This window comes from Phyllobacterium sp. 21LDTY02-6 (assembly GCF_023554255.2).
Classification (GTDB): domain Bacteria; phylum Pseudomonadota; class Alphaproteobacteria; order Rhizobiales; family Rhizobiaceae; genus Phyllobacterium.
The window spans coordinates 1-24,969 of sequence record NZ_JAMJWD020000002.1 but is presented as its reverse complement, the minus strand read 5'-3'; the positions used below and the strand labels follow the sequence as shown (position 1 = coordinate 24,969).

Annotated in this window: 28 protein-coding genes and 1 tRNA gene; 20 read left to right on the top strand and 9 right to left on the bottom strand. The window is 61.3% G+C overall.

The window, feature by feature from the left end; translation table 11 throughout:
• The first annotated feature begins 3 nt into the window (after positions 1-3).
• The 3 genes from M8997_RS06605 (at position 4) to M8997_RS06595 (ending at position 2,891) form a co-directional block, all read left to right on the top strand.
• A complete protein-coding gene (locus M8997_RS06605; protein ID WP_250019145.1) occupies positions 4-327 on the top strand; it encodes a YbaB/EbfC family nucleoid-associated protein in 324 nt (107 codons plus the stop codon).
• Positions 328-1,019: 692 nt separating this feature from the next.
• The gene (gene recR / locus M8997_RS06600) at positions 1,020-1,625 is read left to right on the top strand and encodes a recombination mediator RecR (protein WP_250019144.1); all 606 of its coding nucleotides are present in this window, start codon (positions 1,020-1,022) and stop codon (positions 1,623-1,625) included.
• 42 nt (positions 1,626-1,667) lie between these two features.
• Complete coding sequence (locus M8997_RS06595; RefSeq protein WP_250019234.1) at positions 1,668-2,891, top strand: lytic murein transglycosylase; 1,224 nt, start codon at positions 1,668-1,670, stop codon at positions 2,889-2,891.
• Positions 2,892-2,918: 27 nt separating this feature from the next.
• Here the strand turns inward: M8997_RS06595 and M8997_RS06590 are convergent, their stop codons facing one another.
• Together M8997_RS06590 and M8997_RS06585 are read right to left on the bottom strand one after the other, a co-directional pair.
• Complete coding sequence (locus M8997_RS06590) at positions 2,919-3,197, bottom strand: hypothetical protein (RefSeq protein ID WP_250019143.1); 279 nt, start codon at positions 3,195-3,197, stop codon at positions 2,919-2,921.
• 100 nt (positions 3,198-3,297) lie between these two features.
• Positions 3,298-4,224, bottom strand: a complete 927-nt coding sequence (locus tag M8997_RS06585; protein ID WP_250019142.1) for a transglutaminase family protein — start codon at positions 4,222-4,224, stop codon at positions 3,298-3,300.
• A 180-nt stretch (positions 4,225-4,404) separates the two neighbouring features.
• Between M8997_RS06585 and M8997_RS06580 the strand changes: the two genes are divergently transcribed.
• From M8997_RS06580 to M8997_RS06545, 8 genes are all read left to right on the top strand, one after another.
• Entirely contained in the window at positions 4,405-4,608 is a 204-nt protein-coding gene (locus M8997_RS06580) for a hypothetical protein (RefSeq protein ID WP_250019141.1), read from the top strand.
• Positions 4,609-4,699: 91 nt separating this feature from the next.
• Complete coding sequence (locus M8997_RS06575; RefSeq protein WP_250019140.1) at positions 4,700-6,079, top strand: FAD-containing oxidoreductase; 1,380 nt, start codon at positions 4,700-4,702, stop codon at positions 6,077-6,079.
• A 219-nt stretch (positions 6,080-6,298) separates the two neighbouring features.
• On the top strand, positions 6,299-7,342 hold the full coding sequence (locus tag M8997_RS06570; protein ID WP_250019139.1) for an autoinducer 2 ABC transporter substrate-binding protein: 1,044 nt from the start codon (positions 6,299-6,301) through the stop codon (positions 7,340-7,342).
• A gap of 128 nt (positions 7,343-7,470) precedes the next feature.
• Complete coding sequence (locus tag M8997_RS06565) at positions 7,471-8,967, top strand: sugar ABC transporter ATP-binding protein (protein ID WP_250019138.1); 1,497 nt, start codon at positions 7,471-7,473, stop codon at positions 8,965-8,967.
• Entirely contained in the window at positions 8,964-9,941 is a 978-nt protein-coding gene (locus M8997_RS06560) for an ABC transporter permease (protein ID WP_250019137.1), read from the top strand. The genes M8997_RS06565 and M8997_RS06560 overlap by 4 nt, the downstream gene beginning before the upstream one ends.
• A 14-nt stretch (positions 9,942-9,955) precedes the next feature.
• Positions 9,956-10,951 carry an ABC transporter permease gene (locus M8997_RS06555; RefSeq protein ID WP_250019136.1) on the top strand — a complete coding sequence of 332 codons (996 nt, stop codon included), beginning with the start codon at positions 9,956-9,958 and terminating at the stop codon, positions 10,949-10,951.
• Positions 10,952-11,002: 51 nt separating this feature from the next.
• A complete protein-coding gene (gene rbsK / locus M8997_RS06550) occupies positions 11,003-11,929 on the top strand; it encodes a ribokinase (RefSeq protein WP_250019135.1) in 927 nt (308 codons plus the stop codon).
• Between the two features lie 42 nt (positions 11,930-11,971).
• Positions 11,972-12,427 (top strand): RbsD/FucU family protein, encoded by a 456-nt coding sequence (locus M8997_RS06545; RefSeq protein WP_250019134.1) that lies wholly within the window; start codon positions 11,972-11,974, stop codon positions 12,425-12,427.
• A gap of 40 nt (positions 12,428-12,467) precedes the next feature.
• On the opposite strand, the gene M8997_RS06540 is transcribed toward M8997_RS06545, so the two are convergent.
• The 5 genes from M8997_RS06540 to M8997_RS06520 all read right to left on the bottom strand — a co-directional run bounded on the left by M8997_RS06540 (position 12,468) and on the right by M8997_RS06520 (position 18,427).
• A complete protein-coding gene (locus M8997_RS06540; protein WP_250019133.1) occupies positions 12,468-13,463 on the bottom strand; it encodes a LacI family DNA-binding transcriptional regulator in 996 nt (331 codons plus the stop codon).
• 102 nt (positions 13,464-13,565) lie between these two features.
• A complete protein-coding gene (locus M8997_RS06535) occupies positions 13,566-15,107 on the bottom strand; it encodes an MDR family MFS transporter (RefSeq protein WP_250019132.1) in 1,542 nt (513 codons plus the stop codon).
• Positions 15,108-15,110: 3 nt separating this feature from the next.
• Complete coding sequence (locus tag M8997_RS06530) at positions 15,111-16,313, bottom strand: HlyD family secretion protein (RefSeq protein WP_371929512.1); 1,203 nt, start codon at positions 16,311-16,313, stop codon at positions 15,111-15,113.
• Positions 16,306-16,770 (bottom strand): MarR family winged helix-turn-helix transcriptional regulator, encoded by a 465-nt coding sequence (locus M8997_RS06525; protein ID WP_250019131.1) that lies wholly within the window; start codon positions 16,768-16,770, stop codon positions 16,306-16,308. The genes M8997_RS06530 and M8997_RS06525 overlap by 8 nt, the downstream gene beginning before the upstream one ends.
• 232 nt (positions 16,771-17,002) lie before the next feature.
• Positions 17,003-18,427: a phosphomannomutase gene (locus tag M8997_RS06520; protein WP_250019130.1), complete on the bottom strand. Its 1,425-nt coding sequence runs from the start codon at positions 18,425-18,427 to the stop codon at positions 17,003-17,005.
• 186 nt (positions 18,428-18,613) lie between these two features.
• Here M8997_RS06520 and M8997_RS06515 point away from each other — a divergent pair.
• The 3 genes from M8997_RS06515 to M8997_RS06505 all read left to right on the top strand — a co-directional run bounded on the left by M8997_RS06515 (position 18,614) and on the right by M8997_RS06505 (position 20,436).
• Positions 18,614-18,687: transfer RNA gene (locus tag M8997_RS06515), tRNA-Gln, on the top strand.
• A 268-nt stretch (positions 18,688-18,955) separates the two neighbouring features.
• Entirely contained in the window at positions 18,956-19,177 is a 222-nt protein-coding gene (locus tag M8997_RS06510) for a helix-turn-helix domain-containing protein (protein ID WP_250019129.1), read from the top strand.
• Positions 19,177-20,436 (top strand): type II toxin-antitoxin system HipA family toxin, encoded by a 1,260-nt coding sequence (locus M8997_RS06505; protein ID WP_250019128.1) that lies wholly within the window; start codon positions 19,177-19,179, stop codon positions 20,434-20,436. Before M8997_RS06510 ends, M8997_RS06505 begins: the two co-directional genes overlap by 1 nt.
• Positions 20,437-20,466: 30 nt before the next feature.
• Here the strand turns inward: M8997_RS06505 and M8997_RS06500 are convergent, their stop codons facing one another.
• The gene (locus M8997_RS06500) at positions 20,467-20,874 is read right to left on the bottom strand and encodes a lysozyme inhibitor LprI family protein (protein WP_250019127.1); all 408 of its coding nucleotides are present in this window, start codon (positions 20,872-20,874) and stop codon (positions 20,467-20,469) included.
• Between the two features lie 88 nt (positions 20,875-20,962).
• On the opposite strand from M8997_RS06500, the gene M8997_RS06495 reads away from it, so the two are divergent.
• Together M8997_RS06495 and M8997_RS06490 are read left to right on the top strand one after the other, a co-directional pair.
• Positions 20,963-21,109, top strand: a complete 147-nt coding sequence (locus tag M8997_RS06495) for a hypothetical protein (protein WP_250019126.1) — start codon at positions 20,963-20,965, stop codon at positions 21,107-21,109.
• Between the two features lie 272 nt (positions 21,110-21,381).
• On the top strand, positions 21,382-21,561 hold the full coding sequence (locus M8997_RS06490; RefSeq protein WP_250019125.1) for a hypothetical protein: 180 nt from the start codon (positions 21,382-21,384) through the stop codon (positions 21,559-21,561).
• Positions 21,562-21,652: 91 nt separating this feature from the next.
• Here the strand turns inward: M8997_RS06490 and M8997_RS06485 are convergent, their stop codons facing one another.
• Positions 21,653-22,048 carry a cupin domain-containing protein gene (locus M8997_RS06485; RefSeq protein WP_250019124.1) on the bottom strand — a complete coding sequence of 132 codons (396 nt, stop codon included), beginning with the start codon at positions 22,046-22,048 and terminating at the stop codon, positions 21,653-21,655.
• A gap of 877 nt (positions 22,049-22,925) precedes the next feature.
• On the opposite strand from M8997_RS06485, the gene M8997_RS06480 reads away from it, so the two are divergent.
• The 4 genes from M8997_RS06480 to M8997_RS06465 form a co-directional block, all read left to right on the top strand.
• Positions 22,926-23,204: a hypothetical protein gene (locus M8997_RS06480; protein WP_250019123.1), complete on the top strand. Its 279-nt coding sequence runs from the start codon at positions 22,926-22,928 to the stop codon at positions 23,202-23,204.
• Positions 23,149-23,862 carry an imm11 family protein gene (locus M8997_RS06475; protein ID WP_252597191.1) on the top strand — a complete coding sequence of 238 codons (714 nt, stop codon included), beginning with the start codon at positions 23,149-23,151 and terminating at the stop codon, positions 23,860-23,862. Before M8997_RS06480 ends, M8997_RS06475 begins: the two co-directional genes overlap by 56 nt.
• Before the next feature lie 44 nt (positions 23,863-23,906).
• Positions 23,907-24,560 carry an imm11 family protein gene (locus M8997_RS06470; protein ID WP_252597190.1) on the top strand — a complete coding sequence of 218 codons (654 nt, stop codon included), beginning with the start codon at positions 23,907-23,909 and terminating at the stop codon, positions 24,558-24,560.
• A gap of 44 nt (positions 24,561-24,604) precedes the next feature.
• Positions 24,605-24,969: imm11 family protein (locus M8997_RS06465; protein ID WP_252597189.1), on the top strand; the 365-nt coding region annotated here is incomplete at its 3' end.

Genomic DNA, 24,969 nt, shown 5'->3' with positions numbered 1-24,969 from the left:
TTCATGCGTGACATCATGGGCATGATGAAACAGGCCAAGGAAATGCAGGCCAAGATGGCCTCCATGCAGGAGGAAATCGCCGCGCTGGAAGCCGAGGGACAGGCCGGTGGCGGGCTCGTCACGGTGAAGCTTTCCGGCAAGGGCGCCTTGACCGGCCTCACCATCGATCCTTCGCTGTTCAAGGAAGACGACATCGAAGTCATCGAGGATCTCATCATCGCCGCTCACAATGAGGCGAAGGCCAAGGTTGAAGCCGTCATGGCTGAAAAGACGCAGGCATTGACCGCTGGCCTGCCGATCCCGCCGGGTTTCAAGCTGCCGTTCTGAGTGGCGGCCTACGACGAGAGTATAATTTAATCTGAAGGCAGCGTAGGCTAGGTTCGACTTGGAGTGGGGCAAATCAGCCTCCGTTCCTCGTTTAGAATTGAACCCGGATCGTGACTTGCCAGCCAGTCGGCGTTCCTTTCAACACAACGGCCAGACTGAACAGTCTCCACATAGGTCGTCAGGCGATGCTGATGGCGCAATTGCGCCATCAGTTCTCCCAGCCCGTTGCCTGCCTGCCGCCCCCGCAGAAGCCCGTCTGGCACACTGAAGTTACAACCAGAGTACTATTGGAATCCGGGATCGGATGAGCTAGATTGGACTTGGAGTGGAGGCGAGCTTTCGCCCGCCTCCGTTCCTCGTTTAGAATTGAACCCGGATAGACAATGTCCAGCCCGTCCGGGTTCTTTTCACAACAAGGGCCACACTAAACGGAATTCTCCGCATAGTTTGCCTCCAAGTTGAGAGCAAGGCTGATGCCGCAGTTGGGAAAGCCCGTCTTCCCCAATACACTGGCTGGCTCAGTGCTGTTGCTTCTGCCCTCAAGCTCTGCGTCGAACGCTGGCAATACCCCTAACGACTTCGCCGATCCGTGCAACCAATCAGCGATTGCAGAGCCTGGCTTGCGAATTGCTGGGTTGAGGCCCGGCGGCTCGGCGATTTCCTAAGATCGCAATTTGGTCTAAACCGTGCTCATGTCGAAACGAATCGCCGGCCCTGAAATCGAACGTCTGATCCAATTGCTCGCCAAGGTGCCGGGGCTCGGCCCGCGTTCGGCGCGGCGGGCGGCATTGCATCTGATCAAGAAGAAAGAGGCGCTGCTGGTGCCGCTCGGCGCCGCGATGCAGGATGCCGCGGAGAAGGTGCGCATCTGCAGCCATTGCGGCAATGTCGATACGTCCGATCCCTGCATGATCTGCACCGATCCGCGCCGTGACCGCGCGACGCTGATCGTCGTCGAAGACGTGTCCGACCTTTGGGCATTGGAGCGGGCTGGGTCGATGAATGTGCGCTACCATGTGCTCGGCGGCCGGCTTTCACCGCTCGACGGGATCGGGCCGGACGATCTGAACATCGCGGCGCTCGTCGGCCGTGTCGCCGATGGCGAGGTCAAGGAAGTGATCCTCGCGGTGAATGCCACCGTCGAGGGCCAGACGACCGCCCATTACATCACCGACCAGCTCTCCAGCTTCGAGATAAGGATCACGCGTCTCGCCCATGGCGTCCCCGTGGGAGGAGAACTCGACTATCTGGACGAGGGAACGCTGACGGCGGCCCTGCGTGCCCGCACATCGCTATAAGGAACGGCGCCAGTGACTCATCGATCCGGACTGCTCTCGGCAATGATCGTCGGTTTCCTCGCGCTCCTTCCTCCGGGGCAGGCGCTTGCGGCCTCCAAGGCGGATGTCGAGCGACAGTATCGCGCATGGCTGGCCGATGATCTGTGGCCCGACGCACGCGAAAGGGGCATATCCAGAACGACATTCGATAGCGCTTTCGCTGGCGCGGCGCTCAATCTCGACCTGCCGGACCTCGTCATGCCGGGCGAGAAGCCGAAAACGCCGAAGAAGCAGTCGCAATCGGAGTTCGGATCGCCGGGTAAATACTTCAACGCCAAGACCGTAGCGGCTGTCACTTCCGGTGGCGCGGCGCGCGCCAGGCAATTCGGCCGCGTATTGCGTGCCGTTGAGGCAAAATATGGAGTCCCGGGCGAGATAATCCTCGCCATATGGGGCCGGGAAAGCGGCTTTGGCAGCGTAAAGATACCGAACAACGCCTTCACCGTGCTTGGCACCAAGGCGTTTCTCGCATCCCGCAAGGACATGTTCCGCAAGGAATTGCTGGCGGCGCTGGAAATCGCCGAGAAGGGCTATATGGATGCGGGGGGCATGAAGAGTTCCTGGGCTGGCGCCCTCGGGCAGCCTCAGTTCATGCCCAGCTCCTATTTGCAGCATGCGGTCGATTTCGACGGCGACGGCAAGCGCGACATCTGGAACTCCGTTCCGGATACGCTGGGCTCCATCGCCCATTATCTGCAGCAGTTCGGCTGGCAGCAAGGGCGCGAATGGGGCTACGAGGTGACGGTGCCTGAGACGGTCAGCTGCGCCCTCGAAGGTCCCGATCGCGGCAAGAGCTTTGCCGCATGGGCGAAGCTCGGCATCTCACGTGTCGGCGGCACGGCCTTTCCTGCCAGCGAGACGAAGCGCGAGGGGTTCCTGTTGATGCCGGCGGGCAGGCATGGCCCGGCCTTCATCGTCACCAAGAATTTCTACGTGCTCAAGGAATATAATATGAGCGACCTCTATGCGCTGTTCATCGGCCATATGGCCGACCGCATCGCGCATGGCTCGTCGGGATTTTCGGCGGACTGGGGCGATGTCGGCGGTCTCTACCGGTCGGATATTGCCGCAATGCAGAGGGCGCTGGAGAAACAGGGCTATGATGCCGGTGGAGCGGATGGCTTTCCGGGATTCAAGACCCGTCGCTCGATCGGTGAATGGCAGGAAAAGAACGGGCAGCAGCCCACCTGCTTCCCGACCAGGGAAATCACGGCGGCGCTACGCTAGGGGCGTTTTCCACACCCTGGCTCGAAGTCAGTCGAGATCCTGGCCCGTATTGATGGGGCCCGTGTTGATGGGCCCCGTATTGATGGGATGCGAGTTGATCGCCGTGATGACGGCTAGCGCCGCAAGCGAGTTCACGCTGCGATTGCCGCGATTGAACGCCGCCATCACTGTTTCCGCAATGATTTTGGCGTCTTCGCTGGAGCTCGACTGCACCACGAGCGTGTTTGCCGCCTTGTCATAGGCTGCCTGCATGATGTCCCAGTCTTCCTGGGTATATGTCGATTTCAATGGATTGTCGAAAGGCATCGCAGACGCCCCTTGCCGTCAATGTGAGTCCAGGGCACAACGATAATGCCTCAAATGTGGCATGGCAATTTCGAAAGCGGCAGCCTGTGCCGCTGCCGCCCTACAGTGTGGGCTCCGCTTCCGATGCGTGGCGGATATGGCGCGAAAGCCTCGACCAGCGCTGGCTGAACCACGGCGTCACCAGCGACACCTTCTCGAAGTGCTTGCTGGCGAAAGTCGGGTCGTTCTCCTCGAAGGTCCACACCTTGAAGTTGGTCAGCTCATGCGGGCCAAAGGTGTAGATCAACGGGATGTCGGCTGCGTCGCGGCCCCTGGCGACCACGATGCGTCCGATCCGGCGCTGATTGTGGCGCGCGTCGAAAGTATGCCATTTGCCGCCGAGGAAGACTTCGAACCAGGCATTGAAATCCATCGGCGCGGGATCCGGCGGCACGCCGATATCGCCCATATAGCCATTGACGTATCGCGCCGGAATATTCATGCAGCGGCAGAATGCGACGGCGAGATGGGCGAAATCGCGGCATACGCCGACGCGCTCCTCATGCGCCTGCGCCGCGGTTCGCGTTGCCCGGGCAAAGCCATAGCTGAAGGTGAGGCGCTGGTTGACATAATCGCAGATCGTCTGCACCCGCGTCCAGCCGGGACTCACATTGCCGAACAGGCTCCAGGCGAGATTGCTGAGCTCATCCGTCTCGCAGTAGCGGCTTGCCGAGAGGAAGGCGAGGCATTCGGTCGGCAATCTGTCGACGGACACCTCCTCGGCATCCTTGTCGACGGGATCCGGCAATCCATTATCCTCGAGCACCGCATCATATTTGAGCGACAGGTTGCCAGCCGGCGCCAGCAGGCGCAGGCAATGATTGCCGAAGAGATCGGTGAACGTCTCCAGCGGCACCTGCGGCGCGGCAAGGGGACCACGTTCACATTGTACGTGTTCCTTCCGTGCCGGTTCCAGGGTGAGATAGGTCGTCATGGGCGTTGGCTCGTTGCACCGGATTGCTATCTCATAGCCGACACGTATCAACATTGGCGGGTTCCTTCAGCTTGTGAGGAGGAAACGCCGCGCTGCCCAGCTGGTTCCGCAAGCAGGAAAAATTCAGGATTTGTTCACCATATTCGCAATGAGGTTGAAACAAATCGACTCCAGTCGGGTTACCATGGACAAGCCGCAGCGACTGCGGAAGGAACGAGAGTGATTGGAATGGCAATGGCCGCAAAGCCTGTAAACATGCCGCCATCGGCAAAGCTGGTCCGGAAACAGATTACGCGGGCAGAGTTCCGCAACGTTGCCGAAACCGCGCGCCCATCGCAATCCGACAGGAACATCCCCGACATGTTGCGCGACCTGTTGAAGCGGCTCGACGAAGCCGAAGTCCGGCATTCTTCGCGTCGACGGCTGCGGCGTTCCTAGTGGAACGAATTTGACATTCGGCCTGATCCGGTCCAGCGGCAGGATGAGATGATTTCATGACGTTGTTTCCGGCATTTGGGATTGGTGAGCCATGAAGACCTTCGATGCGATCATCATCGGCGCCGGCCAGGCAGGGCCCTCGCTTGCCGGACGCCTCACCGCCGCCGGCAAGACCGTGCTGCTGGCAGAGCGGAAGCTGTTCGGCGGAACCTGCGTCAACACCGGATGTATGCCGACCAAGGCTTTGGTCGCAAGCGCCTATGCGGCGCATCTGGCGCGACGAGGAAGCGATTTCGGCGTCACCATCGACAGCCCGATCCGGATCGACATGGCGCGGATCAGGGAGAGGGCGGCCACGGTCACGCAGAACGCCCGCAGCGGCGTCGAGAACTGGCTGAAGGGCATGGAACGCTGCACCGTCGTCGAGGGGCATGCGCGCTTCGCCGGCCCGAACGAGATCGAAATCGACGGCGAGCGCTACGGCGCGCCGAACATATTCATCAATGCCGGCGGCCGTGCCAATATCCCCGACATGCCCGGCATCGACCAGATCGACTATCTGACCAATCGCGGCATATTGGAGCTCGACCGCCTGCCCGAACATCTCGTTGTCATCGGCGGCAGCTATATCGGGCTGGAATTCGCCCAGATGTACCGCCGGTTCGGCGCCGAGGTCACCATCGTCGAGAAGGGGCCACGGCTCATCTCGCGCGAGGATGAGGACATATCGGAAGCCATCAGGCAGATCCTGGAGAAGGAGGGCATCCGATGCGTGCTGAACGCCGAATGTATCTCCTTCAGGAAGGCGGACAATGGCATCGAAGTCGGCCTCGATTGCGACGAGACAAGCAATGTCGTGGGCACGCATGTGCTGATGGCGGTCGGTCGGCGGCCCAATACCGATGATCTCGGCCTGGACAAGGCGGGCGTCGAGACCGATGCGCGCGGCTACATCAAGGTCGATGACAGGCTGGCGACGAATGTGCCCGGCATATGGGCGCTCGGCGATTGCAACGGGCGCGGGGCATTCACCCACACCTCCTATAATGATTATGAGATCGTCGCCGCCAATCTTCTGGATGGCGGTGACCGCAGGCACAGCGACAGGATCATGGGCTACGCGCTCTATATCGATCCGCCGCTCGGGCGCGTCGGCATGAGCGAGAACGAAGCGCGCAAGTCGGGTCGGCCCCTGCTCGTCTCGACGCGGCCGATGTCGCGCGTCGGCCGCGCCGTCGAAAAGGACGAGACGCAAGGTTTCATGCGCGTAATAGCCGATGCGCAGACGCGCCGGATTCTCGGCGCCGCCATTCTCGGTACCGGCGGTGACGAGGCGATACATGGCATTCTCGACATGATGAATGCCGATGCGGATATTTCCACCCTGCAATGGGCGGTGCCGATCCATCCCACCGTGTCGGAACTGATCCCGACACTCATAGGCGATCTCAAGCCCGCTGACCGGCAGTAACCGAGACGCTTGTCAGGGCGGGCAACCTTGAACATTTGCACAGGGGCGGAAACAAAGATATTGACAAGGATGGTGGTTTAAGTGTGATGATGAAACGTTTCATCGCATCAAATCATGCATGAACGGCCAGGCCCGGGCAACCCTGCGGAGGAATGACGGGCGGGCGGACGGGAGAGGGCGGCAGTGCTGCCCGTGGAAAATATCAAGGGAGGAAGAGTCGTGAAAAGACTTCTAGCATCATTGGCAATGTCGCTTGCGTTGATCGTGCCGGCGCTGGCCGAAGGGCCGGTCGACACGTCCAAGGTCAACAAGGAATATGTAACCGCTGCCGACGGCAAGACCTATTCGATCGCCACCGTGGTCAAGGTGGACGGTATCGCCTGGTTCGACCGCATGCGTGCCGGCGTCGAGCAGTTCAAGTCGGAAACCGGAGCCGACGTCTGGATGGTCGGACCAAGCTCGGCTGACGCCGCGGCACAGGTCCAGATCGTCGAAAACCTCATTGCGCAGGGCGTCGACGCGATCTGCATCGTTCCCTTCTCGGTCGAGGCCGTGGAGCCCGTGCTGAAGAAGGCGCGCGAGCGCGGCATCGTCGTGATCGCGCATGAGGCGTCCAACATCGTCAATGCCGATTATGTCCTCGAAGCCTTCGACAACAAGGCCTATGGCGCCAAGCTGATGGAAGTCCTGGCGAAATCCATGGGCGGCAAGGGCAAATATCTCGCCACCGTCGGCAGCCTCACGTCGAAGTCGCAGATGGACTGGATCGACGGCGCCATCGAATTCCAGAAGAAGAACTATCCCGACATGGCCCTCGCGACCGAACGTCTCGAGACCTATGACGACGCCAACCAGGATTATACGAAGCTGAAGGAAGCGATGACGACCTATCCGGACGTCACCGGCATTCTCGGCGCGCCGATGCCGACTTCGGCCGGTGCCGGACGCCTGATCTCCGAAGGCGGCCTGAAGGGCAAGGTATTCTTTGCGGGCACGGGACTTGTTTCCGTGGCCGGCGAATATCTGAAGAGCGGCGACATCCAGTACATCCAGTTCTGGGATCCGGCCGTTGCCGGCTATGCCATGAACGAACTGGCGATCATGGCCCTCGAAAAGAAGACGGACCTCATCAAGGCCGGCCTCAATCTCGGCCTTCCCGGCTATGAGAACCTTGCCGCGCCCGACGCATCCAAGCCCAACCTTCTCTATGGTGCGGGCTGGGTAGGCGTCACCACCGAGAACATGGGCGACTACAACTTCTGATAGGATTGGTCATTTCCCTCTGGCCAGTTGCCCCGCGCGTTTGTCGCGGGGCTTGCCGGGCCGCATGCAGCCCCGTCCGCCACTCGCCAGCGTGTGGGTAAGGACGCGGGGGAGATGAAAGGAAAATCATGAGCGAATATCTTCTGGAACTGAGGAATATCGTCAAGCGCTTCGGCGGGCTGGTCGCGCTCGACAATGTCTCGCTTGCCCTGAAGCCCGGTGAGATCCATTGCCTTGCAGGCGAAAACGGCTCCGGAAAATCGACGATCATCAAGATCATGTCAGGCGTCTATACGCCGACGGAAGGTGAAATCCTGATCGATGGCAAGCCGCTGGGCAATTTCACGCCGGCCCAGTCGGTTCAGCAGGGCATCCAGGTCATCTATCAGGATTTTTCCCTGTTCGGCAATTTGACGGTGGCCGAAAACCTCGCATTGAATACTTTGCTGCTCGAAGGCCGCAAGACCGTGGACTGGTCGAGGGTGCGCGAGCTGGCGACGAAGGCGCTGGCGCGCCTCGGCGTCACGATGGACCTCGACGCCGAGGTCGAAAGCCTGCCGACATCGGGCAAGCAGATCGTCGCCATCGCCCGCGCGATGATGGCCGATGCCCGCCTCATCATCATGGACGAACCGACGACGGCGCTGACGCGGCCGGAGGTGGACGCGCTGTTCCGCATCGTGCGGGACATCCAGTCCCAGGGCATCGCCGTGCTGTTCGTCAGCCACAAGATGCGCGAAATGCTGGAGATCAGCGAGCGGCTCACGGTCTTCCGCAATGGCAGGAAGGTCGCCGAAGGGCCGATCGGCGAATTCAACGAGGCGGCGATCACCCGCGCCATGACCGGCCACGACCTCACCGATCAGACTTATACATGGGAGAAACGCGGCGACGAGCCGCCGCGCCTGAAGATCGACAAACTGTCGATACCGGGCGTGCTGCAGGACATCGACCTCTCGCTGCAGCCCGGCGAAATCGTCGGCCTTTCCGGCCTCATCGGCTCGGGGCGCACCGAGCTGGCGCTGGCGCTGTTCGGCATGAACCCCTCCTTCACCGGCAAGGTCGAGATCGACGGCAAGCCGGTCCACCCGCGATCGGTGCAGGAGGCCGTTGCCGCCGGGCTTGCCTATGTGCCGGAGGACCGGCTCAGCGAAGGGCTGTTCCTGACGCAGTCCATCGAAAGGAACATGCTGGCGACGTCGTTCGACAAGTTCGTGCGCGGGCTCTTCATCGACCGCAAGCGCGCCGATGCCGCCACCTCCGGCATGTTCGACGCCATGCAGATCGCCGCGCCCGGGCCGCACACGCCGGTGAACCATCTGTCGGGCGGCAATGCCCAGCGCGTGGTGCTGGCGCGCTGGCTGCTGACCGGCGCCCGCCTGCTGATCCTCAATGGCCCGACCGTCGGCGTCGATGTGGGCTCGAAGGCGCAGATCCACCGCAAGATCAGGGAACTCGCCAGCCAGGACGGCCTCGCCGTGCTGATGATTTCCGACGACGTTCCCGAGCTTGTGCAGAATTGCAATCGCGTCATCGTCATGCACCGCGGCGCATTCGTCGGCGAGGTTGCCGGCGATCAACTCAGCGAAGACGAATTGAACGATCGTTTGAAGGCTTTGAAATGACCATATTCCGTCGATCAGAGTTCATCATTGCCGTCATCCTCATCGCGGCGATGATACTCATCGGGCTGATCAATCCCGCTTTCTGGTCCCTCGACAATCTCTTCGGCCTGCTGCGGAGCAATGTTATCATCGGCATCATGGCCCTCGGCGTTCTCGTCGTCATGATATCGGGCGGCATCGACGTTTCCTTCACCGCCTTCGCCGCCGCCGCCATGTATCTGACGGTGAAGATCATGGTCTATTACGGCTATGAAGGCGTCGCCCTGCCGTTCCTCGCGGCGACGGTCATCGGCCTCGTCCTCGGGGCGATGAACGCTTTCTTCATCCATACTTTCCGCATGATACCGCTCATCGTCACGCTCGGCACCGGCAGCGTGGTGCGCGGTCTCCTGCTCGGGCTCGTCGGCACCAGCATCGTCAATATCGACAAGATGCCGCCGCAGCTCATCGCGTTCGGCAAGACCAATCTGATGAATTCCGTATCGGCGACAGGCACGAATTTCGGCCTGACCGCGATGATCCTCGTCTATGCCGGCCTCGCGCTCGTCACCCATCTCTTCCTGCGCTACACCATGATCGGACGCAGCATCTTCGCCTATGGCGGCGCGCCGGAAGCCGCCAAGCGGGTAGGCTTCGACACGCGCAAGACGCTGCTTTTCGTCTATTGCTTCGCCGGTGCGCTGGCCGGTTTTGCCGGGCTCTTGCAGAGCGCGATGATCTGGCAGGCAAATCCCCGCGATTTCGGCGGCCTCGAACTCGACGTCATCGCCGCCGTCGTCCTCGGCGGCGCATCGATCTTCGGCGGCCGGGGCAGCGTCGTCGGCACCCTGCTCGGGGTCTTCATGCTGGTGATGGTCAAGAACAGCCTGATCATCATGAAGGTGGATACGACCTGGCAGCGCGTCGTCGTCGGCCTGATCATCATCATCGCGACGGCGCTGACCGCCTGGCGCGACCGCAAGAAAATCGTGTGACGGGGAACCAGGCCATGTCGAACAACACGCTGGTAAAACGCATTCTCGGCCAGGACAAGAACATCCTGCAGCTCATCGTCATCACCATTCTCGTCTTCGCCCTGATGTCGTGGCTCAACCCGGACAAGTTCCTGCGCTACTATAATTTCGAGTCCATCACCTACATCATGCCCGAGCTCGGCATCCTGGCCATCGCCATGATGATCGCGATGCTGACGGGCGGCATCGACCTTTCGGTTGTCGGCATCGCCAATCTCGCCGGCATTCTCGCGGGCGTGTTCTTCCATTCCGTCATCACCGGAGCGGACCTTACGACGGGAATGACGCTGCTTTATACGGGCATCGGCATCCTGTTCGCGCTCGCCATCGGCCTCGCGGCGGGTCTCCTGAACGGGGTGCTGATCGCGAAACTGCGCATCACGCCGATCCTCGCGACGCTCGGCACCGGCCAGATATTCACCGGCCTTGCCGTCGTCCTGACGGGCGGCCCGGCCATCGTCGGTTTTCCGGATGGCTGGAGCTTCATCGGCAATGGCAAGATTTTCGGCATCGCCACGCCGTTCATCCTCTTCGTCATCGTCGCCGGCGCGGTGGCGGTCCTGCTGACGCGCACGACCTTCGGCGTCAACCTGATGCTGATCGGCACCAATCCGCGCGCCGCGGTCTTTGCCGCGCTGCGCAAGGACAGGATGATCATCTATTCATACATGCTCACCGGCGTCCTCGCCGCCCTTGCGGGTGTGATCCTGTCGGGCCGCACCAATGCGGCGAAGTCCGATTATGGCGCGTCCTATCTGTTGCAGGCGGTGTTGATCGCCGTGCTTGGCGGCACCAATCCCGCGGGCGGCAAGGGCCGGGTGCTCGGCGTCTCCATCGCACTCATCGCGCTGATGCTACTGTCGTCCGGTTTCCAGATACTGCGCTTCTCCAACCATCTGATCGATTTCATCTGGGGAGGCTTCCTGCTTCTGGTCATCGCGCTCAACGCGTTCCGCAACAGCGGGCGCTAATGGTTCCAGTCCCGATTTTTCCACCATCAGCTTTTTGAGGAAGTCCAACACATGGTACGTCGCATAGCAGTCGTCGGCAGCAACATGACCGATCTGGTAACCTCGATCATCCGCATGCCTGCGCCCGGCGAAACGCTGGAGGCGCCGTCCTTCTTCATGGGATTTGGCGGCAAGGGCGCCAATCAGGCGGTCGCGGCCGCGAGGCTTGGCGCCGAGGTGATGATGGTCACCAAGGTCGGCGACGACGTCTTCGGCGAGAGCACCATCCGCAACCTGCAGGACAATGGCATAGACACCAGGCATGTCGCCATCGTCGAAGGCCAGTCGAGCGGCGTGGCGCCGATTTTCGTCGACGAGAGCGGCGAAAACTCCATTCTGATCATCAAGGGCGCCAATAATTCGCTGCTGCCGCGGGACATCGACGCGGCGGCCGAAGACCTGAAGCAATGCAGCCTGATCCTGCTGCAACTGGAAGTGCCGCTGGAAACGGTCTACCACACGATAGAATTCGCCAGCCGCCATGGCATCGAGACCGTGCTGAACCCAGCGCCGGCCGCGCCCGATCTCGATACGGCGAAGGTCGGCAAGGCCACATTCGTCGTGCCGAACGAAACCGAGCTGAAGCTGATGACGGGCCTGCCCACCGGCACGGACGAGGAGATCGAGACCGCGGCGCGGGCGCTGATGGCGCGCGGCATCAGGACGGTCATCGTCACGCTCGGCTCGCGCGGCGCGCGGCTGGTGACGGCGGCGGGCTCGACGATCATCGAGCCGCTCAAGGTCAAGCCGAAGGATACGACCGGCGCGGGCGATGCCTTCATCGGCAGCTTCGCCCGCTATTACGTCGAAACCGGAGAACTGGAGCCTTCGTTGAAGAAGGCCGCGCTCTATGCGGGGGATTCCATCACCCGCCCCGGCACGCAGAAATCCTACGCCACGGCGGAGGAATTCGAAGCGTTTCTGGCCCGCGGTGAGTAGAACCGGACAAGTGAAATCGAACGATAACAGGAGGAATTATCCGTGCTGAAGAACCTCGATCCATTGCTGAACGCCGATATACTCTATGCGTTGAAGGCCATGGGACACGGCGACCGGCTGGTCATCTGCGACACCAACTTTCCTGCCGATTCCATCGCCCGCCAGACGCGTCTCGGCCGGCTCCTGCGCATCGATGCCGTGACTGCTCCCCGCGCGGCAAAGGCCATCCTGTCGCTGATGCCGCTCGACAGCTTCGTCGACGATGCCGCCGCGCGGATGGAAATCGTCGGCAGTCCCGACGAGATTCCGGACGTGCAGATCGAAATGCAGGCCGAGATCGACGCTGCCGAGGGCAAGCACTGGCCGATGGTTTCCATCGACCGCATGGCCTTCTACGAACATGCGAAGAACGCCTATTGCGTGATCGCGACCGGCGAGCGCCGCTTCTATGGCTGCTTCATTTTCACCAAGGGCGTCATCCCGCCAGACGCTGCCTGACGCTGCCTGACGCTGCTTGACCACGCGGAACGGAGTTCCACTATTCGGAACTCTGTTCCGGCCCCGGTGCCGCCGTCGAGCTGCGCACCACCAGCGTCGCTTCCATCAGGGCATCGCCTTCCGGCATCGGCGTATCGCCGACCATGATGGCGACGGCGCTTGCCGCGATGCTGGCGACGGGCTGGCGGATGGTCGTCAGCCGCGGGGTGACCAGGTTTGCAAGCGGAATATCGTCGAAACCGATGATCGAAACATCGCCCGGCACGCTTAGTCCGAGGTCCGTCGCGGCACGAATGAGGCCGATCGCCTGCTGGTCGCTGGCGGTGGCCACGGCGGTCGGCCGCACGCCGGGCGCCCGTTGCAGCAGGAACCGGCCGAGAGCCTCGCCGGACTGGTAGTCGAACTGCCCGCTGACGCATACGGCCTCGATATCTGCTTCCGCCAGCGCCTGCACGAAGCCTTCCCGGCGTTGGCGCGACACCGGCGCATCGTCCGGACCGGCAATATAGGCGATGCGCCTGTGGCCGAGGTCGATGAGATGGCGCGCCGCCAATCCCGCCCCCGCGCGATGATCGACGGAGATCAGCGGATGGCCGCCGAACGGCCTGTCGACGGCGATGGCCGGCAATTCGCGCTCCCCCCAGCCCGTCGGCCCGCCGGACTGGGTGGGGACGACGATCATGCCGGTGGGATAGCTCTTGAGCAGGCTGGTGATCTGCGCCGCCTCGATGGCCGGGTCGTCATTGGTGATGCACAGCAGCACCGAATAGCCGGCGCCTGATGCGGAGGCTTCCACATGCTTGGCGAGTTCGGCGAAGAACGGATTGGTGATGTCGGGTATGACGAGGCCGATCATGTCGGTCCGGCTGCGGCGCAATCCCCTGGCGACGCCACTCGGCTGGAAGTTCAATTCGCGGATCGTCGCCTCGACGGTCTCGCGCAGTTCCTTTCCGACGGTCTTGTTCTTGGCAAGCACGCGCGAGACGGTGCCGACCGATACATTGGCCCGTGCCGCGACGTCCTTGATATTGACCATGCCCTATGCCTGCCTGCTTCTCGTGTAACGCACTGAATATCTGGCGTTTTTACCGGAGTTGCGACGTTACTCCAACCGCATGAGGAAAGAAAGAAACAGGATTTATTCCATCACGGCCGCATGGTCGGAAGCAACAGGCGCCGTGCGCGGCGTGCGCAGCAGCAGGACCAGCGGTATCGACACGATGGACATGAACATCAGCAGCTTGAAATCGTCCATATAGGCGATGATCGTCGCCTGGCTGGTGATGATGTTGTCGAGCGCGGCCCGTCCGCCAGCCGTCAGCGGGTTGAGATGCTGCAGGATCGCCGGCGCGTTGAAGCCATGGTTGAACGGCGTCACATAGGAGGCGATCGACTCGTGGTTGGTCTGCACGTTTTCGGTGATCAGGGCGGTGACGACGGCGATGCCGACGCTCGAGCCGATATTGCGCGAGAGATTGTAGAGGCCCGTGCCCTGGCCGCGCAGCGGAGCGGGCAGGGTGGCGAAGGCGATCGTCGTCAGCGGCACGAACAGGAAGCCGAGCCCGGCGCCCTGGACGAAGCCCACATAGACGATGGTCCATTGCGAAACGTCCGGCGTCCAGCCCGTCATGTCGTACATGGCCCAGGCGGTGAGGCTGAAGCCGAGCACGAGCAGGATGCGCGTATCGACCTTGCCGATCAGTCGTCCGACGATGAACATGCAGACCATCGTGCCGATGCCGCGCGGCCCCATGACGATGCCGGCCGTGATGACCGGATAGCCCATCAGCGTCTGCAGATAGGGGGTCATCAATGCCAGCGAGGCGAGATAGGTGACGCCGATGACGAAGATGAAGAACATGCTGACCGAGAAATTGCGGTCGAGGAACAGGCGCGGATTGACGAAGGAATTTTGCGCCGTGAACGTATGCACGAGGAAGAGATAGAACGCGCCGGCGCAGACCAGCGCTTCGAGCTGGATCTCGCCCGATGAGAACCAGTCCAGCTGCTCGCCCCGGTCGAGGAACAGCTGCAATGCGCCTATGGCGACGCTGAGCATGCCGAAGCCGAACCAGTCGAGCTTGGCGCTCCATTCCCGCGCCGTTTCCGAAACGAAGGCGACGATGCCGAAGAATGCCAGCATGCCGATCGGGACATTGATGTAGAAGACCCAGCGCCAGCTGATATTGTCGGTGAGCCAGCCGCCGATGACCGGGCCGAGCACCGGTCCGACCATGACCGAGACGCCGAAAAGCGCCATCGCCTTGCCGCGCTCCTCGACCGAATAGATGTCCAGCAATATGCCCTGGGACAGAGGCACCAGCGCGGCGCCGAACAGGCCCTGCAGCAGGCGGAAGATGACGATCTGCGGCAGCGATTGCGCCAGGCCGCACAGCACCGAGGCGACGACGAAGCCGACGATGGCGGTCAGCAGCACGTTCTTGCGGCCGAAACGTGCGGCGAGGAAGCCGGAAGGCGGCGTCATGATCGCCGCCGCAACGATATAGGAGGTCAGCACCCAGTTGATCTGGTCCGCGCTGGCGGAAACGCTGCCCTGGATATAGGGCAGCGCCACATTGGCGATCGTGGTGTCTAGCGCCTGCATGATCACCGCCAGGATGACGCAGGCGGTGATCATGCCGCGATTGGCGACCGGGGTGCTGGCTGCTTGCTCGGACATGGCCTAGCCGTGACGCGAGCCGAAAAGGTCCTGCAGGAAGCTCGGCAGGCCGCGGGCATGGGCTGTGTCGACGCCGATCTCGACGCTCATGCCCATGCGCAGCGGCGGCTTGCCTTCCATGTTCTCGATGCTGACGAGCATGGGGATGCGCTGGACGACCTTCACCCAGTTGCCGGTGGTGTTCTGCGCCGGCAGCAGCGAAAAGCTCGAGCCCGAGGCCGGGCTGATGCTGGCCACCGTGCCGCTCCAGCTTTCGCCGGGATAGGTATCGACCGTGATGGTGACCTTCTGCCCTTCGCGCACATGGGTCAGCTCGGTCTCTTTCGGGCTGGCGGCGATCCACATATGGGTGGTCGAAACGAGGCTGAAGCCGGACTGAGCAGCCTGCAGATAGGACCCGACCTGCAGCGCGCTCACATTGGTCACGATACCGTCGAACGGCGCGCGGACGACCGTATGGTCGAGATTCCGCCTGGCATTGTCGACTGCGGCCTTGGCCGCGAGAAAGGACGGGTTCTGCTCGACCGGGCCATCGGCCTGGTTGCCGAGCTGCGCGAGAATGGCCGCGGCCTCGGCCATCGCCACATCCACCTTCTGCTGCGCGGCGTCGAGATCATGCTTGGCCTGGTCGTAGACCGCCTTCGACGCAGCGGCGCTGGCGGTGAGATCGTGCTGGCGTTGCAGCGTCTTCTCGAAGAAGGGAATATCCGCCTGCGCCTGGGTGATTTCGGCCTGCGCCTGCCGGTAGCTCGCTTCGAGGTTGAGGATCTGGTTTCGCACCACGCCCAATTGCGCTTCCGCGCCTTCGAGCGCGATGGCAAAGGGCGCGGCATCGAGGCGGAAAAGCACGTCGCCGCGGCGAACCTGCTGGTTGTCCCGCACCTCGACCGACTGCACGATGCCGGAGACATCGGTGGAGATGCCGACCATGTCCGCCTGCACATAGGCATTGTCGGTGGTCATGACCTGGCCGCCGGTCACATAGAAATAGCCTCCCGCCAGCACCGCGACCGGCAGCAGCGCGAACAGCAATTGCCGCGTCCGGCTGGTCTTCTGGCGCCTGGGCGCGGGAATGTCCGGCGCCACGCCGGCAGTGGAACCGCGTTCCATCTGCGGCGCCGCAGCTTCGGGATTGGGGTCCTGTTTTTCCAGGACGACGGACCTGTCGTTTTCGGCAGCACGAAGGGGGTTCGAACCATCAGCCATGATCTGTCTCTCTGTCCTCGACCGGCGTCTGGCAGGCGTCGATCAGGTTGCTTTTCATTTGTGTCAGGGTGCGAATGAGATGTTCGCGATCTTCGGCGGAAATATCGGCCAGCGCCTCGGCGCGCGTCGTATCGCCGATGGCGCGGATCGAAGCGAGAAGCGGCCGCGTCTCGTCCTTCAGGTAGAGCAGCCAGAGCCGCCGATCCGTCGGGTGCTTGCGTCTTTCGATGAAGCCGCGCTGTTCGAGCTTGTCCAGGATGCGCACGAGGGTGATCGGCTCGATCTCCAGTATCTCCGCCAGGCCGGCCTGGTGGATGCCCTCATTCTTGGCGAGATAGGCCAGCGTCTGCCATTGCGAACGCGTCAGGCCGAGATGCTTCGCCCGCTGCTCGAATCGCTTTCGCAGCAGACGCGCCACCTCGTGAAGCAGGAAGCCAAGGGTAGGGGCGTTATCCATGATGAAGGGTGAGAAAACTCGTAAGTATGCTTATGACAGCCATACATATAGCACTTATCCATAGGCTTGCAAGCGCATGGAACGGCAGGCTGCGTCACGGCAGCGTGAACGATGATGCAAGCTGGAAATCGGCGGCCGAGCCGAGAGTTCGTCGCCGATCAGGGTGAAGGTAGGGCCAGGGTCAGGGTCAGGGTCAGGTGAAGGTAGGCCAGGGTCGGGGGTGAAGGTAGGGTCAGGCGATGGCGCTGGCGGCCCGGGCGAGGCCCCAGTTCAACAATTCGTCGGCGCGCGCCCCGCTTGCCGCCTCGGCGTAGCAGCGCAGTTCGGGGGCATTGCCCGATGCGCGGTAATGCACGACTTCGCCGCTCTCCAGCACCACGCGCACGCCATCGATGCAGTCATGATCCTCCACCGGCCCGAGATCGGCAAAGAAGGCATTCCGCACGGCCTCCCCGGTCAGGCTGTCGAGGAAGGGCGTGCTGCGCGCGGCATCGACATGCTCGATCCGGCCGCTGCGGGTGAAACGCGCCGGCAGCGAAGCGGCAAGCGCCGATACCGGCTGGCCTTGCCCTGCCGCCATGCCGAGCACCGCCAGGATCGGCAGCATGGCATCGCGCGTCGGCAGGGCAGCGATCGTCCCGGTATCCGAGGCGATGGCCGAGCCGAGCAGCACGCCGCCATTCGCCTCGAAGCCGACGATCCGCTTGCAGCCATTGGCCGCCGCAAGCTGCATGCCTTCGATGACGAAGGGCGAACCGACCTTGGTCCGGTAGACCTTCTGGAACAGATGGCTCTGCTCGATGGCGGTATTGGAAGTCACCGGGGTGACCACGGCGTCGGCGCCGACATGGTGCGCCGTCAACAGGCCGAGCGTATCGCCGCGCAGGAAGGTACCCGTCTCGTCGGCGACGAGCGGACGGTCGGCATCGCCATCGGTCGAAACCAGCGCATCGAGTTTTTCCTCGCGGCAGGCGCGCAAGGCGAATTCGATGTCCTCGGCGCGCAGCGCCTCGGTATCGATGGGTATGAAGCTGTCGGACCGCCCGAGCGTCACCACATCCGCGCCGAGCGCGCCGAGCACATCGGCAAGGAGATCGCGCCCGACGGCGCTGTGCTGGTAGATGCCGATGCGCCTGCCATCGAGGCTGCCGGCGGCGAGAATGGATGCGCAGCGGGCGCGGTAGGCATCGAGCGCCGAGGGATCGACCGGCCAATCCGCCGATGCTGCCACGGGAGGCTCGTCGGCGGCGCCGTCCTGCGGCAGCGCAGCGATGATCCCGGCCTCGTCGGCCTTGTCGATTTCGCCGTCCGGGCGATAGAATTTGAGGCCGTTGCGGTCGGCCGGGATATGGCTGCCGGTCACCATGATCGCCGGCGCGCGGAGGCCGAGGGCGCGGGCGGCAAGTGCCGGCGTGGGCAGGGGGCCGCAATTCTCGATGTCCATGCCGAGGGCTGCCGCCGCCGACATGCAGGCGGCGGCCATGCGCGGGCTGCTGTCGCGTAGATCGTAGCCGATCAGCAGCCGCGCGCCGGCCTTGACGCCATGCGCGCCGATCAGATGCGTGAGGAAGGCGCGGGTATAGGCCGCACAGACGCTGTCGGGCAGTTCGGTGACCAATCCGCGAAGCCCGCTGGTGCCAAATTTCAAGCTTGTCATTCCATGATCCGATTGGGCCGCACCGACGCCGGCCGGCGGAAGCGCGAAGAACTGATAGTCTCGGATATCATATTATCGGTCGAAGAAAAACAAATAGCAAAAGTTGCAATGAAAGGGTTTGCATATCCGCAGAATTCCACTATATGACGACCGCACCGACGCGGTGGACACACCGCCATGGACTGTTGGGGAATAGGTTAACGGTAGACCCACGGACTCTGACTCCGTTAGTCCTGGTTCGAATCCAGGTTCCCCAGCCAGTCGGTTTTCTCGTAAGATTTAGATAGTCAGCCTGTTGGCAAGCGGCGAGCCGGAATGATTCCCTGCTTGTCACGGACATTATTCTGCTGGAACGGGGCGGGTATTGGAAATCTTCCGCTGCCGATACCGGCCTGGCATCGTTCCGAACAATCCCGATCGGGTTGATAATGCCACAATCAGTTCATCTCTACGGAAAATCGTCCCGATCAGTTCTTTTTGATGCAATTGCAACTGAAATATGCTTAAATCATCCCGAAAGGGACGAAAATGGACGATGTAGATAGCAGTGTCGTCTTGGGGCAATTGATCCGGGCAGAACGCAAACGTCAGAAGCTGACCCAGGAGCAGCTTGCGGCGCTGGCAGGTGTCGGTGTGCGGTTCGTGCGTGAACTCGAGAGCGGCAAAGACAGTTGCCGTATCGGCCTGGCCTTCATGGTGTTGCAGACGCTGGGTCTGTCGGTGTCGGTGACCGGGCGAGGCATCAGCTGATGCCCCGCACGCTCGATGTCTATCTCTCCGACACAAAGGCGGGTGTGCTTGAACAGGCCGATGATGCCCAACTCGGTTTCACCTACGACCGCGACTATCTCGACACGAAGGCCGCGCCGATTTCGATTTCCATGCCGCCGCGCGAAGAGACCTATGCCGACGCCATAACCCGTCCCTACTTTTCCGGCCTGCTACCGGACGAAAGAGCACGTCGGCGATTGGCATCCGCCTTGGGCGTATCTCACGAGAATGCGTTCGGCCTCCTGGAAATAATCGGCGGCGAGTGCGCGGGCGCATTGTCACTTCTGCCGCGTGGCAAGCCATTGCCCGATTTCTCGGCCAGAAACATCCAGCCGCTCGGTGAGAAGCGTCTCATCGAAATTCTCGCCCTGCTTCGCGAACGCCCCCTGCTTGGCGGCGAACAGGGCGTGCGCCTCTCTCTTGCCGGAGCACAGGACAAGCTGGCCGTTTGCCTGATTGATGGCGAGATCGCCTTGCCGGAGGATGGTCGCCCTACGACGCACATCCTGAAACCCTTCGTCGAGGGCCTTGATGGAACCGTCGACAACGAAGTCTTCTGCATGCTGCTTGCGGCCAGGCTTGGGCTGGATGCGCCGGCCGTGTCCAGGGCTTCGGCCGGCAAGACCGATTTCATACTGGTCGAACGCTACGATCGCATTCAAGAACCAGACGGCACAATCCGCAAGCTGCACCAGGAGGATTTCTGCCAGGCGCTCGGCGTGCCGCCGGAGCTCAAATATGAGGAGGAGGGAGGTCCCGGGGTCGTTCGATCGCAGCAGTTGATCCAGCGCGTCACGGAGCGACCCGCGGCGGATCGGCTGGAATTCCAGCGGCGGTTGATTTTCCACTATCTGGTCGGCAATGCGGATGCTCATGCGAAGAACTATGCACTGCTCTATCGTCGGGACGCACCTGAGCTCGCTCCCATCTACGACGTCCTCTGCACGGCCGCATATCCACGGCTTTCGAAAAATATGGCGATGAAGATCGGCGGACGATCGCTCCCCGATACGATCCACCTGGAGCAATGGCACTCACTCGTTGCATCGACTCAGGCGGCGCGGCGATTGCTTGCCACCGATCTCGCGAAGATGGCCAACACCATAGAGGCAGAGGCGGACGCGCTCCTGAACGAGCTCGGCGAGGGGAGGCCGTTGCCCCCCGTTCTCAAGACTGTCCGGAAGATGATCGGAACCCGTGCCGCCCTGGTCCTGCGGGCGCTCGACAAGACGGGGTGATGCCCGCTCACCACGGCGAGGCCGCGGCCATCAATTGCCGGCCGGCACCGGGCATGACATGTCGCCTCCCTGGCAGTTCAGGTAGGTCTTCAGATTGTCGATGCGCGTCTGCGTCATCCCGTCGAGGCACGAGCTTCTTATGAATGGCTGGGCGCTGCCGCCGGCAACCGCAGAGCTCGAAAATTCGCACTCAGCGTCGCGAAATGCGATCCAGGCCTTCTGCGCCGAAACCAGGAGCCTGGTCGTATCGGCATCGCCCTTGAGTCGCTGTTCGATTCGTTTGTAGAGCCGGTTCAATTCGGCATCCGACGTCTGGTAGGCCTTGCCGGCACAGATGTTCATGTCGGTCTGGTTGGTCAAATCTCCGCAATTTTCCCGGGCCAGGACAGGGGCCGAAGAGGCCAGGAAAATCAGGGCGATAGCGGCTGTCGATCTCATGGTCAGGGTCTCCTCCGGGGGCGCTGTCGCAGCCTAGGCTGGCTTTTGCCATTGATCAACACGTGTCGATCGGTCTATCCTGAGCGACATGGTACAGCAAAGTTGGATATTACTCGTTCTGCTTGGCTCGGCTTTCCTGATGGGGCTTCTGCTCTGGCTGACGGAAAAGTTCGAACAGGAAGACCGCCGCATGGAGCGGGCGCCAAAGTCGACGAAGCAGCTGAGGCGCGACTAGGCTTTCCGCAGCATCTGGCTGTTCCGCGCTTCGAAAGCGCAGTCCTGCCCGCTTCGCTGGTTGAAGTCGAGTTCGAGATCCGCCCGGCGCCCCGATAGGGCGCCGCATCCTTTGCATCTTCGGCATCCATGCGAGCAGCCTGCGATACGCCTTGCGCTGCCGAACTTCCAGCGATGCCAATAGTCCGACAATTCTGCAAATCCCGGCAGGGCATGATCAGCAGTGGAACCGAAGCGGGTTTCGCCGGTTGAGATAGCTGAAACCGGTGATCCATGACTGATGACGAGCGCAGGAAGGTGGCGAGGACCCTCAAGAATAGCCGTAACAGGGGCTATCTGGGCAAGGCCCTTCGCACGCTGGTATCCCCCACGGAAGGCAATGCCCGCTTTGACGATATGCTCGAGCGGCTGGACAAGGCAGAGGTGCGCCAAAAGCGGGCTCCGCCGCGCTGAGGCATGTTGGCGGCCTTGTTGTGAACGATCGCGTTCCGGCGGTCGGCAAGGCAGCATGCGCCCTTTGGCGGGCTCGGCATGAGGGCAGTGTTCAGCGCTGATATTGCTGGTCGGTCACGTGCTCCATCCAGTCCACGACCTTGCCGTCGAGATTTTCCTGTATGGCGATATGGGTCATCGCGGTCTGCGGCGAAGCGCCGTGCCAGTGCTTTTCGCCGGGCTCGAACCAGACGACATCGCCGGGGCGGATTTCTTCGATCGGCCCGCCTTCGCGCTGCACGAGGCCGAGCCCGGAGATGACGAGCAACGTCTGGCCGAGCGGATGCGTGTGCCATGCGGTGCGGGCGCCGGGCTCGAAGGTGACACTGCTCGCGGCGGCGCGCCGCGCCGCGTTGGGCGTGAACAGCGGGTCGATCCGCACCGTGCCGGTGAACCATTCCGCCGGACCCTTGCTCGACGCCTGCGAGCCAATTCTGGTGATTTCCATTCCTGTTCCTTTCCTGCCTGCCGCCTGCTCCGGGCGAGGTGCCATCCCGGATGCCTGCACCCCAGCTTTACCACATTCGGCGCTGCATGGTGATCCGCGACGCCACGAAGGGCGCGGCAATGTTCGTGCAGTGCCTCTCTTTGCTTGCATCAAAATAGAGCGTGCTTCGACAAGCTCAGCATGAGGGAGGTTGGCTCAGCATGAGGGGGATTGATTTGATGGCGGTGAGGTTGGGAGCTTGGGTTTGAAACCTTGCAGAACTAGAACCCTGCAAAACTCTACTCTCCCTCATCCTGAGCTTGTCGAAGGGCGCAACAACGTTTGTGCAATCCCTTTGTGTTGCATCAGCATAGTGCGTGCTTCGACAGGCTCAGCATGAGGGAGGTTGGCTGCAATCCCTTTTCCAGATGCTGGATAAGCAAAATCCGCACCACGCCCGCGAAAATCGCGTCTGGTCATTGAAATGGGGGGAGACGGGCGGTCTTCAGCGCGTCAGTAGGTATCAGGGTCGAGGTCCGAAGACCGCCCGCGACGTCTTTGCCTGCCATCATTGCGTTTGTCAGACGCAACAACCCGGAAACATGAGCGCCACCTCCGTTTCCTTCTGCAGTTTGCTGGCCAATCGGGGTTGTCACTTCCGACCGTCCGGCAACGCCACCCTTCCCCAGCTTGTCGAAACAGCACCGGAAGCTGCTCCCCCACTGGAAAGGACCTGCACAGAATAACCCGGCTTCAAACAGGGGGGATAAGTTTCTTTGTGTGCCGGAAGGAAGAATGAGCGAAATCATTGGCTTGCAGGGCAAAATATTCTTTGAGGCCGAAAATCTATCCCACCGCGCGGGCCTGTTGTGCCCCGTTCACGGCCCGGAAAATCTTCATGACAAAAACAGACCGCGGGTTTGATTTTGTTGACTTGCGATTGGGGCTTGTAGGTTGGCCCGGCCTGGTCAATAGTGGCGGCGTTTTTATTGTTTATATTTTATGGGATTTTATCGAGATGATTTCGACTGGAAGGCATTTGCCTTTGGGTCTGATGCTGGCGCTGTTTTTTGCCGGCCTGATCCGAACCGCGGCCTGGGCGCAAGCCGCTGCAACACCAAATGAAACGCCGACCATCCGATCGCAGCAATTCGGCGATTGTTGTCGCGGAGGCTGAAATGCCCTCAACATCCCGTGCGGCCAGACCAACATCGTTGTCATCCGCAAAACAGGAACGACTGAAGGCGCGAAAATTCTTCACGATAGGTCATGATTATCGAGGTGGAGGGAAGGGGCCCGGGATAAAACTGATAAACGGAAAAGCGCTGATCACCACTGGCATGACCATGTTCTGCCCCCCACGCGGCCGCCGTGGTTTCGCCTTGCCCCTGGCTGAAACACCGCACTTTATCGAAGAAAAAGGGTATCGGCCCACTCGTGATCTCGAAGCCAATGGGTTCTACTGGTTTATCTCCCAGCGCACCAAGGAGGTATTCGAGTCCGTCGATCCGGAGGGTTTTGCCTTCGTGCCCTGCGATTTTACGCTGCCAGATGGCAGCAAAGGCGACCCGCGCTATCTCTGTGATGTCATTCGCGAACTGGACGCCATCGATGAGGAAAAGTCCCAAGTCCGGATAAAATACGATCAGGGGGCAAAGATATACAGCGTGGCTGGCGGTGCCAGTTTAGCATTCGATGAAGCTAAAATTGGCAGCGCACGTATATTTGAACAGCCGCAGCTGGGGACCAGTTTTATCTGCGACGACGTCCTTCGCGATGCCTGCAAGTCAGCCAAGCTGACTGGCATCCTGTTCCGCGATGCCGCCGATCTTTAACCGAACGGAACATTCGTGTTCTTCGTAACAACCCGGAGACTGAAATGCCCCCACCGTCCCGTACGGCCAGACCAACATCGTTGTCATGCGCAAGACAGGAACGACTGAAGGCGCGAAAATTCTTCACGATAGGTCATGATTATCGAGGTGGAGGGAAGGGGCCCGGGATAAAACTGATAAACGGAAAAGCGCTGATCACCACTGGAATGACCATGTTCTGCCCCCCACGCGGCCGCCGTGGTTTCGCCTTGCCCCTGGCTGAAACACCGCACTTTATCGAAGAAAAAGGGTATCGGCCCACTCGTGATCTCGAGGCCAATGGGTTCTACTGGTTTATCTCCCAGCGTACCAAGGAGGTGTTCGAGTCCGTCGATCCGGAGGGTTTTGCCTTTGTGCCCTGCGATTTTACGCTGCCAGATGGCAGCAAAGGCGATCAGCGCTATCTCTGTGATGTCATTCGCGAGCTGGACGCCATCGATGAGGAAAAATCGAAGGTTAAAGTCGAGTACGAAGGTGAATGGAAAGCTTATAATCCAATGGGTGGCGCATCGATCGTTTTTGACGAAGAGCGAACGGGCGATGCACATGTATTCAAGCAGATACATCTTGGCGGTCTCATCTGCGACGATGTCCTTCGCGATGCCTGCAAGTCAGCCAAGCTGACTGGCATCCTGTTCCGCGATGCCGCCGATCTATAACCGAACAGAACATTCGTGTTCTTCGTAACAGCCCGGAGACTGAAATGCCCCCACCGTCCCGTACGGCCAGACCAACATCGTTGTCATCCGCAAAACAGGAACGACTGAAGGCGCGAAAATTCTTCACGATAGGTCATGATTATCGAGGTGGAGGGAAGGGACCCGGGATAAAACTGATAAACGGAAAAGCGCTGATCACCACTGGCATGACCATGTTCTGCCCCCCACGCGGCCGCCGTGGTTTTGCCTTGCCCCTGGCTGAAACACCGCACTTTATCGAAGAAAAAGGGTATCGGCCCACTCGTGATCTCGAGGCCAATGGGTTCTACTGGTTTATCTCCCAGCGTACCAAGGAGGTGTTCGAGTCCGTCGATCCGGAGGGTTTTGCCTTTGTGCCCTGCGATTTTAC